10 protein-coding genes are annotated in these 13,571 nt (G+C 35.7%); 9 read left to right on the top strand and 1 reads right to left on the bottom strand.

From position 1 onward, the window contains the following. Window positions 1–11: 11 nt before the first annotated feature. Window positions 12–4,523, top strand: a complete 4,512-nt coding sequence (locus tag FGK96_RS04875) for a S8 family serine peptidase (RefSeq protein ID WP_172601596.1) — start codon at window positions 12–14, stop codon at window positions 4,521–4,523. Window positions 4,524–4,662: 139 nt separating this feature from the next. Further along, window positions 4,663–6,201 (top strand): ClC family H(+)/Cl(-) exchange transporter, encoded by a 1,539-nt coding sequence (locus FGK96_RS04870; protein WP_138081886.1) that lies wholly within the window; start codon window positions 4,663–4,665, stop codon window positions 6,199–6,201. A gap of 140 nt (window positions 6,202–6,341) precedes the next feature. On the opposite strand, the gene FGK96_RS04865 is transcribed toward FGK96_RS04870, so the two are convergent. Next, entirely contained in the window at window positions 6,342–7,256 is a 915-nt protein-coding gene (locus FGK96_RS04865) for an AraC family transcriptional regulator (protein WP_138081884.1), read from the bottom strand. 315 nt (window positions 7,257–7,571) lie between these two features. On the opposite strand from FGK96_RS04865, the gene FGK96_RS04860 reads away from it, so the two are divergent. The 7 genes from FGK96_RS04860 to radC all read left to right on the top strand — a co-directional run bounded on the left by FGK96_RS04860 (window position 7,572) and on the right by radC (window position 13,542). Next, window positions 7,572–8,186: an SGNH/GDSL hydrolase family protein gene (locus FGK96_RS04860; RefSeq protein WP_138081882.1), complete on the top strand. Its 615-nt coding sequence runs from the start codon at window positions 7,572–7,574 to the stop codon at window positions 8,184–8,186. A 228-nt stretch (window positions 8,187–8,414) separates the two neighbouring features. After that, the gene (locus FGK96_RS04855) at window positions 8,415–9,038 is read left to right on the top strand and encodes a histidine phosphatase family protein (protein WP_138081879.1); all 624 of its coding nucleotides are present in this window, start codon (window positions 8,415–8,417) and stop codon (window positions 9,036–9,038) included. An 11-nt stretch (window positions 9,039–9,049) separates the two neighbouring features. Continuing rightward, window positions 9,050–9,259, top strand: coding sequence for an AEC family transporter (locus FGK96_RS10565; RefSeq protein WP_232045795.1), 210 nt, complete (start codon window positions 9,050–9,052; stop codon window positions 9,257–9,259). Between the two features lie 5 nt (window positions 9,260–9,264). Next, on the top strand, window positions 9,265–9,972 hold the full coding sequence (locus FGK96_RS04850) for a transporter (protein ID WP_232045794.1): 708 nt from the start codon (window positions 9,265–9,267) through the stop codon (window positions 9,970–9,972). A 25-nt stretch (window positions 9,973–9,997) separates the two neighbouring features. Then, window positions 9,998–11,428, top strand: a complete 1,431-nt coding sequence (locus tag FGK96_RS04845; protein WP_138083501.1) for a 6-phospho-beta-glucosidase — start codon at window positions 9,998–10,000, stop codon at window positions 11,426–11,428. A 213-nt stretch (window positions 11,429–11,641) separates the two neighbouring features. After that, on the top strand, window positions 11,642–12,766 hold the full coding sequence (locus FGK96_RS04840; RefSeq protein WP_138081877.1) for an AI-2E family transporter: 1,125 nt from the start codon (window positions 11,642–11,644) through the stop codon (window positions 12,764–12,766). An 89-nt stretch (window positions 12,767–12,855) separates the two neighbouring features. After that, complete coding sequence (gene radC, locus FGK96_RS04835; protein ID WP_138081875.1) at window positions 12,856–13,542, top strand: RadC family protein; 687 nt, start codon at window positions 12,856–12,858, stop codon at window positions 13,540–13,542. The last annotated feature ends 29 nt before the right edge of the window (window positions 13,543–13,571 follow it).

Below are 13,571 nucleotides of genomic sequence, written 5' to 3'. Positions count from 1 at the left end.
AGGGGGTTACGGTGACAAAAAAATCTATTTATGCAACACAAACTAGGATTCTCCTAAATTCTAGTATACTTTTACTGTTTGCTGGCTTGGCAACTAATTCTTCAAACGTATCTGCAGATAGTCATGAGACTGACAATAATGCTTCTGCTAATAATATACAAGCTGGTAGCGCGAGTAGAGCAGAAGCGATTAATACTAAGGAAGTTGAACTGAACTACAAAGAAGACAGTGGAACTAGCATAGAAACAAAAAACAGTTCTTTTGATACCACTCCGAGTATGCCATTACTTGATCAAGCTGATACTATTCACAACCAAGAAGTAAAGGCTGAGGGAGATACTAAATTAGATGGTAGGGGTGTTCTGATTGCTTCTATTGACTCCGGAATTGATCTTACTCATGAAACGCTGAGTTTAGATAATGATATTAGCGATCGTGACTTAAAAGAAAAAACAGTTGCTTCTGGGGCTAGCAGAAAAGTTCCTTATGTCTTTGATACTATGAGTGGGGATACTAGTATTAAAGATGATCAGACAGAACATGGGATGCACATTGCAGGTGTTTTGGTCGGTAACACTAAAAACGGTTTCAAAGGAATGGCTAAGAATGCACAACTTTTGGCCTACCGTACTTGGAGTAAAGATAATAGTGAAGGTTATCAGGGGTCCAGTCAATTTTTTGCGATGGAAGATGCGATGAACCGAAAAGCAGATATTATAAGTTTGAGCATAGGTGAGATAGGGACAGGTCGAAATGACGATATCTGGGCTAAAGTTTTGGAGCGAGCAAAGAAAGAAGACGTTATTATTGCGGCGGCCATGGGAAACTATGGAACCTCTTCAATGACAAATTCCTATGATACCTTAGTAGACGAAAAATTCTCACTTCAAGATAATTCAACACTTTTATCAGTATCATCAAATGACTCAGTTTTAGGTGTAGGTTCCTATTATGACACCCACATGCGTTTACCACATCTCAAAATTGAAGACTTAGACTTAGCTTATGAGAATATTAATTGGCACAATTATTTCTTATTTGAGCAAAAAGATAAAAATCAGATTAGTTTTGATAATAATATTATTGACTTGGAGCAGGAAAAAAGTATTTCGAATATTAGTGGAAAAATTGTCCTAGTTAATCGAAAAAGTGAACAAGTCTACCAACAACTAGTAACAATCATGGGAGAAAAACCCAAAGGTATCATCTTAGTTAACGCTGCGACTGCCACCACATATGGTAATTACAAAAACATCCCTGAAATACGAAGTACCTTACTTGGTGATTCAAAAGGTTTATTTCAAGCAACTTGGGCAATTAGTGTTTCAGCAAATGACGGGGAGAAGCTCCGTCATTACCTTAAAAATCAATCTCAGAAGCTTCATCGTCTTACCATCGAGAGAGATCCAAAGCTAACCAAGGTTTTTGAACATAAAGGAATTTCAGGTTTTAGTACCTGGGGACCAAGACCTGATCTTGAATTAAAACCGGATTTAGTCGCTCCCGGTGAAAATGTCTTTTCATCAGGTAATGAGAATAGTTATTATAACGACAGCGGGACATCAATGGCTGCACCACACGTTGCAGGTGCTAGTGCCATGTTATTGCCTATCACAAAACAATTCCAAACCAAATGGAACCAGAACTTTGCTAAAATTTCGCTCATTCAACTTAATAAACTATTGCTACAAAACACTGCTGATATTTTGATTGATCATACAGTACCAAATGGTAAACCACTCTTACCATACTCTCCAAGGCGTCAAGGAGCAGGAGCAGTCAATCTCTTAAAAGCATTGAAGACTAAGGTATTTCTTTCAGATGAAAACTTAAAAGGTGCTATCAGTCTTAAGGATTTCACTGAAAAGGAAAAAACGTTTTCCCTTGTTTTACACAATCTATCTGATAAAGAACAATTCTTCAAACTTGAAGCAAGTCCCATCTTAGGAAAAGTAACTTATGACAATAAGAGGCAAAATCTTGAAAAAAAACTGCCTATCAAAACAGTTCATTCTCGCCAAATTGAAGAAGCTAGTCTTATTGCTCCGAGATATGTGAGAATTGCACCAAATAGCCAGATGACTATTCCTATGACTCTGAAAGTTGGAAAAGTAAAAATGGACGAATTTATAGAAGGGTTTGTTCGCTTTAAGTCGCTTAACAAAGAGCAGGCTGACTTGAGTATACCTTATTTTGGCTTCTATGGAGATTGGAATCGTGAAAAGATAGTTGATCCAGTTGCATGGCAAGACGGTAGCAAAACAAAAATGACAGGTATCGTTAAAGCTTATCCTATAGGGCTTGAAATTTTCGATTATGTTCCTTGGGGTGTTGACTATAATAAATGGAAAGAAGATCACAATAACCTAGAGGCAGATCCGCGTCATTATGTTATGCAATCACTTGGTGGTATTGATAGTCATGCGCTGATGAAACTTCGACTAATCTTTATGCGACATGCTAAGGATTTTCAGGTCGAAATAACAGATTCAGCTGATCCTCAACTAGCAAAAACGTTGAAAGTTCTGAAAGTGGGCCACTATTATCCTAAATTTATGGAAAGTGCTTATCAAGAATATCCAGACCGTTACCAACCAATGTTTGGAGATTACGATCCCGATCTTGAATGGGACGGTAGCCTTTATAATCCAAAAACAAATGATGACCAGCCTATCGCTGAAGGATCATACTTTATCAAAATTAAGGCACGATTAGATGAAAATAGGCCTTGGCAAGAAACTTATATTCCCTTCACCGTTGATAACACTAAACCAAAGGTTAGACTTGTCCATAATACCGATAAAGAAGTTCTTCTTGCTATCACAGATAAGCACCTAAAAGATGTTACTATTGTTATGGAAGATAAAGTAACGAAAGAACTTAAAGCAGGTGCTGATGGTTATTATCGTGTGCCTAAAAACAGTGGTGACACTTACTCAGGCTATAGCCTAATTATTGAAGATTTTGGTGAAAATAGAGTTGAATATGACCTGCAAGAACTTTTGTTAAAAGGTAATCTCAAAGAGAAAGAGTCAAAAAGACTTTCTAAAAAATCCTTACTTACTGATTCGAGTGTTCTTAAACCCAAGAAAAAACTTATTCCTCAACCAGGACATGACATTGAACCAGATAATGATACTGAATGGGAAGATGATAATCAGGAGTGGGAAACAAGTGATAGTAACCCTAAAGAGTTCACCCATGGAACAGATTTCCATGATGGGAAATTAACATCAGCTTACACAGAAGCAACAGCCTCTAATGATGTTGATATTGAATTTGATGAAAACGGAAACGCCTTTAGGACATATTATATTCATTTGCAAAAAGGACAACATCTTTTTCTAACTAATACAAACGCTTTATATAATGCTAAGCAAAAACAGAGTCTTTTTGCTCCAAGTTGGCAAAAAAGATACGACTACCAAGAGTCGGATTATAAAGATAGTCATTTTAAGGAAATAAAGGTTCCAATTTTTCAAGGTTCAAATACCTTGAATGTCAAAGCCTACTATAACAATGAACTGATTTCTAATAAAGGCTATGCCATCAAGCTTGATACGCGGACTCCAGAACTGACTTTCCACAATACAAATATCCATTATTTCCATAAAGAGGGATTAAGTTCAGAAGATAGAGAAGATCAGCTATTGGGAGAAATTACTATCCCAAACAATGTCTTGCGTTTAGCCGGTAAAATTAAGGATGCTCAAGACGGATGGAAACTATTTGTGAATGGTGATATGGTTGACAGTCGTATAAAAGATGGAGAATATGATGACTATTTCCACCAGAATGAATCTGAATGGTACTATGAGAAAGCTATCGAAGATGGAGATTATGTCAAAGTAGTTATTTCTGACTATGTTAACAACAACACTTCTTATTTGTTTAAGGTTAAGGTTGATTCTAATGCTTTAAACGATGGCTTAGCTGAGCATCTATTAAAGAGAAAAGAAAAAAAGGAAGGCCTACTACGAGAAAATCAAAAAAAACCTATTAAAAAAGAGGATTTGATGAAGCCTTCCCAATTAGCTAACTTTAATGGTAAGGGAATTACAAATGCTGAAGAGTTAATATATGCCTTGTCGGTAGTATTACCAGACTACAGCATTCAAGTTCTAAATGTGTCAATTGAACCACAGCTACCAACAAAAGGACAGGCACTTATTCAATTACAAAAAGGACAGGCAATAGGACAATTTACATTAAATTGGGAAACCCCAGTCCAGTCAGAACAAAAAGCTACTAACACTTTGCCTGTAAATGTGCAGTTTTCATTTGAAAGAAATAATAAAAATGTAAAGACCTATGCAAGGGCTTTATTTAATAGCTATAAGACAGAAAACGTAAGTCGGAATATGGAAAGTATTACTGGAACAGGTACGTTAGGAACAAGAGAGAAGACTCTTCCTGTAACAGGTGAAAAGGATTCAAAAGTGTGGTATATTCTTGCAATTTTCTTTAGTCTCTTTTACTTTAAGTCAAGTCGAAAAAGAAAAGAATTTAATAAAGAAAACTAGTAAATCTCAATAAAATAAAAAGGGAAATGTTAATATCATTTCTCTTTTTTGGAGTTTTTTTGTCTTAGTAGTAACTAGATTCTTTTAGCTTACTTTGATACAATGTTAAATGTTTAGTGTTTATAGAAAGTGAGGACTTATGGAAAATCATAAAAATGAATACGCTTTTTCAAATGAATCAATTATTTCGTTTGTTTGGCGAGGTATTTTAGTTGGTAGTATTGCTGGTGTTATAGTTAGTTTATTTAGACTTCTGATTGAGAAGTTATCGCATTTAGTGGTAGCTACTTACCAGATGTCGCATGATAAACCAAGTCTAGTGCTAGTAATCATTGCTATAAGTGTTCTAGTACTTGTAGTTATTAGTCAATTTATTGCTTCTGAACCAGATATCAAGGGCTCAGGGATACCTCATGTGGAAGGAGAACTTAAAGGTTTATTAGCACCCGCTTGGTGGCCTGTCCTTTGGAAAAAGTTCATAGCAGGAGTTTTGGCTATTTCAATGGGATTTATGCTCGGACGAGAGGGTCCCTCAATTCAATTAGGAGCAATGTCAGCAAAGGGATTGGCAAAATTTTTAAAATCCAGTCGCTTAGAAAAAAGAGTTCTCATTGCAAGCGGAGCAGCTGCGGGTTTGTCTGCAGCTTTCAATGCACCTATTGCAGGTTTGCTTTTTGTGGTAGAAGAAATTTACCATCATTTTTCACGTTTAATTTGGATTACTGCTTTAGTTGCTAGCTTGGTTGCCAATTTTATTTCACTGCATATTTTTGGTTTAGAACCCATTCTTGCTATGCCAAAAGCGATGCCTTTTTTGGATTTGAATCATTACTGGCTATTAATCCTCTTAGGAACTTTCCTGGGAGTTTTAGGATATGTCTATGAGTTTGTTATCCTAGCTTTCCCAAAATATATCAACCAAATATGTAGTGCTCTCCATCTTTCTCCAAAATATCAAGGGTTAATTCCTCTTATATTTATTGTCCCCATCGGCTATTATTTTCCCCAGTTGCTTGGTGGTGGCAATGGATTGATCATAGGGCTTTCCATCAATCAACCAACATTACTTATGGTTTGTTTATTTTTTATATTGCGCTTTATTGGAAGCATGATTTCCTATGGAAGTGGTTTACCAGGAGGCATCTTCCTTCCCATTTTGACCTTAGGGGCTCTTTTAGGCTTAATTTTTGGTCTCCTTTTCCAAAAAATCGGATTATTAGAACCTGGATTTTTGCCTTTATTTATAGTCCTTGGTATGGCTGGTTATTTTGCAGCTATCTCAAAAGCTCCGCTGACTGGTATGCTTTTAGTCACAGAAATGGTTGGTGATTTAAAGCCTTTAATGGCTATTGCAGTAGTGACCTTTGTTGCATATTTCTTAATGGATCTCCTAAAAGGAGCTCCTATCTATGAAGCAATGTTAGAAAAAATGCCAATCATGCCCCCACATGACTTGGTTGAACCTACCTTGGTTGAACTTACCGTGAGTGATCATATAGCAGGGCGTTATGTTAGAGATTTAAAATTGCCCGACAATGTTCTTATTACAACTCAAGTTTATCATGGCCGATCTCAAGTAGTTTCAGGAGACACTGTATTAATAAGTGGTGCGACCATTTTTATGGTAGTTAATGAATCGGAAGTTGGACATGTTCGGCAACTAGTTATGTCCGTATAAAAGTCTGAATGGAGTATGGTCAGTCTAATCTAGACAAGTTTGAAAATAACCTCTGATACGAGCGTTCAATTATAAATAGTCAATAGCTAGCTTGTTACGATAGTAAGAAAACACCCCTTTAAGACAAGGGGTGTTTTCTACTATGATTTAGGCGGGTTAATAAGTGTTCTGCTCTCTTTAGGTTTGGTATATTTTTTCCGGTACTGGCTAGGTGTCAGCAGGTAGGAACCTTTAAATTGCCGATTAAAATTAGAGAGATTATTGAACCCCACCTCATTAGCAATATCAAGAATAGGTCGAGTAGAATTGATGAGTAGCTCGCAAGCTTTGCTCAAACGGACTTGAATGATAAATTCCGTACAAGATGTTCCAGTGTGTTGCTTAAAAACTGTCATAAAATGAGTTTTACTATATCCCATATAATTTGCTAAAAAGTCAATGGTTAGTTCTTGCTGATAATGAGTGTTAATATAGTCAATTAATTGACGAATTTTTTCATTTTTCCGATAGGTATCATCTGTGTGTTTACGGATAACGTAGCGGTAGTGGTAAAGAAGATAGATAAATTCATGCAAGCGTGATTTTAGTAGAAGCTCAAAATGCCGATTTTCTTCTTTTGCAATAGTAAAAATAGATAGGAGGCATCTTTTAATTTGGTCATATCCCGCCATATGGGGTTTAATACAGTGGACAAATTTGTGACTACTATTTTGTAGAGGTTGAAGGTAATGAAGACTAACCTGATCAATAACAGAAGAACCAATCATATCTAAATGAAATTGAAAGGTATCAGTAACATGTGGCTGTTGGACAATAGGGTGAATAGAATGCATACCATTTGGCCTGATTAAGATGATATCACCAGATTGGCTATTAAAAAAGTCGTAATCAATATGGTAACGCGCACTGCCTTCACTGACATAGGTGATTTCCATTTCTGGGTGCCAGTGAAATAAAATGTCGGGTCTCCCATGTTTGACTTCACTATGAAAATAATGATAGGAAAGTAAATGACGTTGAGGGTCATTAGTATGTCGTTGGTCAGTTAGTAACATTTAAGATTCTCCTAGATAACCTAATCGTGTAATAGTATTATAACAAAATGATATTTTGAAGTCTGTATCAAAGCGAAAAGATTTTAATAAAGACTTTGATGGACGAAGCAATAAGAGAGTAAGAACATGTAGATTATACTAGTAACAGTAGTAAAGTAATCTTCTGATGATGCTTCCTTTTACAGCCTTTCCAATCCTTAAGGAAGAGCCACCAGATTTAGAGACATTAAAACGGTTTCATCTAGAAAACTTATCCTAAAGTTATAGCTAAGCATTGCTTTTTTGATATACTAGTTCTATATAAAGGGGGATCATATGTTAGAAACTGTTTCGCAAGAACTATTAGCTTATCAAATGGATCGTTTAGAATCTTATAGAGAACTTAACCAAGCAGTGAAATCTGGTGGCATTATCTTTGCAGGTGATTCTTTAATCGAATTTTTTCCGATTAAGAAATTCTTAGGTCGTGATTTACCCATTCATAATAGAGGCATTGCAGGGATCGATAGTAAGTGGTTGCTTACTCATTTGGATCAACAGATCTGTGATTTAGAGCCTTCTAAGGTTTTTATTCTTATTGGTACAAATGATATCGGTCTCGGTGCCACCAATTCAGAAATTCAGGAGATGATAGCAGAGATAGTAGCAGAGATAAAAAGAAAAAGTAATGAGACACAGATTTATCTCTTATCCGTTTTACCTGTTTCAGATGCCACTCAATATCAAAAAACGGTTAAAGTTAGAAATAACGAAACCATAGATCAGCTTAATAGTGCCTTACAGACATTATCAGGAATTGAATTTATTGATCTTAGTTCCTCTCTAAAAAATGCTAATAATGCACTAGACCTTCAATTAACTAAGGATGGTTTGCATTTGAACTTAGAAGGTTATGAGAAAGTTGCTAAAGTTCTGTTACCTTACTTATAATAAATAGCTTTTAAATAAATAAGATTGAGTTTTACTCTCAGTCTTTTTTTTATCCTCTAAAACAAAAGGATAGTATCAGAAAATCAAAGTATGAGCCAAGAAAACGTTTTAAAAAAATGTTAATCTTATCTAAGATATACCAAAGAGATTTCAAAAGGATAAACAGTTTTCGAAGGTTTTGTTTTGAGTCTTGAAGGCTGGTCAAAAATTGTTTTTATAGGAGGGAAAATGAAGAAAATATTTTATCTTATGCGACATGGTCAGACTTTATTTAATGTTCAGGGACGTATTCAGGGAGCTTGTGATTCACCTTTAACTGCATTAGGGATTAAACAAGCACAAGCAGCACGTGCATATTTTCAAGAACAAGACATAGTCTTTGATAAGGTTTATTCTTCTACCCAAGAAAGGGCTTGTGACACCGCCGAAATTGCAAGTGGTCGAACTGATTTAATCCGTTTGAAAGGTTTAAAAGAGTGGAATTTTGGTGCTTTTGAAGGTCACCCAGAATATTTGAATCCACATCTTTTTAAGGAAGATGGTTCAGGTTACCGTGATTATTTTGTGGCCTATGGTGGTGAATCTAATAGTGAAGTATATAAACGTATGGCAGCAACCATTAAAAATGCTTTGGCTGACGAAAATGAAGAAACAATATCACTTTTTGTCAGCCATGGAGCTTCCATCACTCAATTTTACCGCCATATGACAGTAGATGCTCCTATTTTGGAAAAACCGATGTCGAACTGTGCCATTTTAAAATTAGCTTATGATGGTAAAGGAATGCAAGTGTTATCAGTTTATAATCCAATGGAGCAAGAATATATATTTGATAGATTGAAAGAAAGTTAGAGTTTCAACAAATGACTGCATTTAACACTTTAGTACCAGTTTTTTTCATGCTGATATTGGGATATATGGCACGACACTTCAAGTGGATTACATCTCAAGATAAAGATGGTGTAAACACTATTATGTTTACAGTTTTATTTCCAATTTTAATTTTTCATCTAATGATGCAAGCGGCATTAACGATAGGTACTGTTCCAATTATCGCATACACCCTATATTAGCAATCTTGGTTGGGAAGTGGTTACGACGTTTTATTGGGGAAACGCGGTCACATTTTGCTCTCTTCTTACTCCCCACAGTTGAGGGAGGAAGTGTTGCTCTGCCATTATACTTATCCATTGTCGGTGTTTCCAGTAATACAGTCATTTTTGATATTGCTGGTGCTATAACCGCATTTTTGATTATTCCCATTTTAGTGTCAAAGGCTGCGGCCAATCAAACCAGCAATAAAGAATTAGTGGTTTCTATTATGAAGCATCCCTTTGTGATTGCAATTTTTCTAGGTTTAGTAGGTAACGTTTGTCATTGGCCAGAGATAATTGCACATAGCTTCATTGCACCAGCTTATGATGGAATTATCGGGCGGGCAACGTCTCCTATTGCAGGAATGATTCTTTTTATACTCGGCTATGATCTTAATATGAGTTTGACTACAATTAGGCCGTTAGTAAAATTAATATTCGTTCGTTTTACTTTTTATATTTTTGTTATTCTCGGGTTCTTTATTTTATTTCCGAAAATTATGGCTAACTATGATTTTAAGTTGGCTGTTCTCATTTATTTTATGTGTCCCACGGGGTTTGCTTTGCCAGCAATTATTTCTCCAGTCTTTAAGTCTGAAGAGGATGAGTTATTTTCGGCAACTTTTATTTCACTATCTCTTGTTGTGACTTTGATTGTTTACACACTTATTGTTATTTTCGTGGCTTACTAACTTACTATAAAAAAAGGAGAAAATGATGTCTACAAAACAATTTCCAGATAACTTTTTATGGGGTGGCGCAACTGCGGCCAACCAATTAGAAGGTGCTTTTGATCTTGATGGTCGTGGATTGGCTAATGTTGATTTATCACCCGTTGGTGATGCTCGCCTTGATGTTATCACTGGTAAACGTAAAATGTTTAATTTTGAAGAGGGGTATTTCTACCCAGCTAAAGAGTCTATTGATTTTTATCATCGTTATAAAGAAGATATTGCTTTATTTGCTGAAATGGGTTTTAAAACCTTTCGCATGTCCATTGCCTGGTCCCGAATTTTCCCGAAAGGAGATGAAAGTCACCCCAATGAAGCTGGCTTGGCCTTTTACGAAGAAGTTTTTAAAGAATGTCATAAATATGGAATCGAACCCTTAGTGACCATTACCCATTTTGATATTCCCATGCATTTAGTAACAGAATATGGTGGTTGGCGTAATCGGAAATTGGTTGACTTTTATGGTAATTTAGTTACTGTTTTATTTAAACGTTATAAGGGACTTGTTAACTATTGGTTAACATTTAACGAAATCAACATTCTTCTGCATGCTCCATTTATGGGAGCTGGGATTGTTTTTGAAAAAGGCGAAGACCGCAATCAAGTTCTCTACAAAGCAGCCCATCATGAATTATTGGCCTCAGCTTTGGCAACAAAAATTGGACACGAAATAGATCCAGAAAATCAAATTGGCTGCATGTTAGCGGCTGGGAAATTTTATCCAATGACACCCAAACCTGAAGATGTTTGGGCAGCTATGGAAAAAGACCGTGAAAATTACTTCTTTATTGATGTTCAAGCACGAGGAGAATATCCGGAATATGCCTTAAAATTCTTTGAACGAGAAGGTATCAAACTAACCTTTGAAGAAGGTGATGAGCAACTTCTAAAAGAAAATACAGTTGACTTTGTGTCGTTCTCCTACTATGCTAGTCGTGCAGCACAAGCTCAAAAAACTGATCAATCTGAAGCTAGTCTTTTAGCTTCTTCAGAGAATCCTTACTTGGAAACAACTGATTGGGGTTGGGCCATTGATCCACTAGGATTTCGTATTACGCTAAATGATCTCTATGATAGATATCAAAAACCTCTATTTGTTGTTGAAAATGGACTTGGCGCAGTAGATGTCCCAGATGAAGGCGGCTATGTTGCAGATGATTATCGCATCGACTACTTACGACAACACATTGAAGCCATGCGCGATGCTATCACAGAAGATGGTGTAAGAGTCTTAGGATATACCACTTGGGGACCAATTGATCTTGTTTCAGCAGGAACAGGGGAGATGAAAAAACGATATGGCTTTATCTATGTTGACCGTGACAACTATGGGAATGGCACACTTAAACGCTCTAAGAAAAAATCTTTTAGTTGGTACCAAAAAGTTATTGCTTCGAATGGTTCAGATCTAGACTAATTTTAGAATCAGCTTTGCACAGTAAGATTAAAAGCCCTCACTAAATATTTACTCACTCTAACAACCTAAACTGGCTTTGCTATTAGAAGAAAAGAGAAAAAGGAGTGGCAGTTGAATGTTTCTTGATAGAGACTAAACCAACTGTCATTCTTTTTAATCTGCCTTAGATGTTCATTTTATTATTTTAGTGTATAATGAGTGAAAGGAGTTTTTATGTATTTTGAAAAGAAACATGTTTTGTACATTGTTATGGCCTTTCTCATCTGTTTTATGATTCAAGCCAATTGGGATATGGGAACCGATATCGTCCAAACCGTTATTAAGACAAGCTTACCATTTCTTTATGGAGCAGCCTTGGCCTATATCATTAATATTGTCATGACTGCCTATGAAAATCTTTTGAATCGTTTCATGAAAACCAACCGTTTTTTTCACTTAAGGCGTGGTGTCGCGATGATTCTAGCTTACGCAACCTTCATTGCTTTGTTTTTTTGGATTGTTTCCATAGTTATTCCAGATTTAATTGCTAGTATTAATATGATGCTGTCTTTTGATACAAGTTCAGTTAAACAGTATATTAATGATTTAAGTCATAATAAAATAATTGCTAAAGTGATTCATTATTTTGGTGGCGATGCTAAGATTACACAAACAATTAGCAATTATAGTCAACAGTTGTTGAAGCAGTTCTTGTCATTTCTAACGAGTATTTTAACCTCGATGACAGTGATTGCCTCAGCTATTATTAATGTCTTTGTGGCTTTTGTTTTTTCTTTTTATGTATTAGGTAATAAGGAACAACTTTGCCGTCAGGGCAATATTTTGGTTGATACCTATACTGGGATTCATGCCCAACGCATTCATTATATCGTTGGCTTGATGCATAATCGTTTTCGAGGTTTCTTTGTTGGACAGACTATTGAGGCAATGATTTTGGGAAGCTTAACTGCACTCGGAATGTTTCTCTTTAAACTTCCCTTTGCAGCTACTATAGGGGTACTTGTTGCCTTTACAGCTCTAATTCCGGTTGTAGGAGCTTATATAGGTGTTACAGTTGGTTTTATACTAATCATGACGCAATCCTTATCACAAGCTATTTTCTTTCTCATTTTCATTATCATTCTTCAACAATTTGAAGGTAACCTTATCTATCCACGTGTAGTAGGAAGTTCTATCAAATTACCTGGTATGTGGGTTTTGATGGCAATTACGATTGGGGCTTCCCTAAAAGGTATTGTCGGCATGATTGTTGCTGTCCCATTAGCTGCAACATTTTATCAGATGGTTAAAGATAATATTGATAAAAAACAAGCTATCAAAAAGAACCAAGTTTCCTAAAACTTAGTTCTTTTTTTATTGGCATGATGGTTTTTTGTAGCTTAGCAAAGTGTTTAACTTTTTCGAATATATCAAGTGGAGGTGTTAGAATGTATTCCATTAAGCTTGAGAAAGAAAGTCTGTTACCTAGGGAGAAGTTAGTTCGAAATGGTGCTGAGCAACTCAGTGATCAAGAACTGTTAGCTATTATCCTGAGAACTGGTAATAAGGATAAACATGTCATGGAGCTAGCCGCCAATCTCTTAAACACTGTTTCATCATTATCCGATTTTAAAAAAATGTCTCTACAAGAGTTACGACAATTAGTAGGGATTGGCAATGTAAAATCAATTGAGTTAAAAGCAATGCTTGAATTTTCAAGAAGGATCCAAGAATCTGAGCAAACTAGCCAATATCAAATTTTGTCAAGTTTTCAAATTGCTAAAAAAATGATAAAACAATTGGGAGATAAGGAACAAGAACATTTAGTAGCATTATATCTAGACACTCAAAATAAAGTTATTGAAGAGAAAACTATTTTTATTGGAAGTGTTCGACGCTCAATAGCTGAGCCTATGGAAATCATGCATTATGCTTGTCGGAATATGGCAACAAGCATGATTATTGTTCACAATCACCCTTCAGGTTTCGTAGCTCCAAGTGAAAATGACTATCATTTCACGAAAAACATAAAACAATTATGTGATCAAATCGGAATCGCTTGTCTTGATCACATAATTGTTGGAAAAAATAACTATTATAGTTTTCGTGAAAAAACCAATCTGTTTTGTGAGTAAATTTTTGAATAAAACGAATACAATGATGA

This window comes from Streptococcus porcinus (genome assembly GCF_901542335.1).
In the GTDB taxonomy this organism is placed as follows: Bacteria; Bacillota; Bacilli; order Lactobacillales; family Streptococcaceae; genus Streptococcus; species Streptococcus porcinus_A.
The sequence above is the reverse complement of the archived record's forward strand: the minus strand, read 5'-3'. Positions and strand labels throughout refer to the sequence as shown.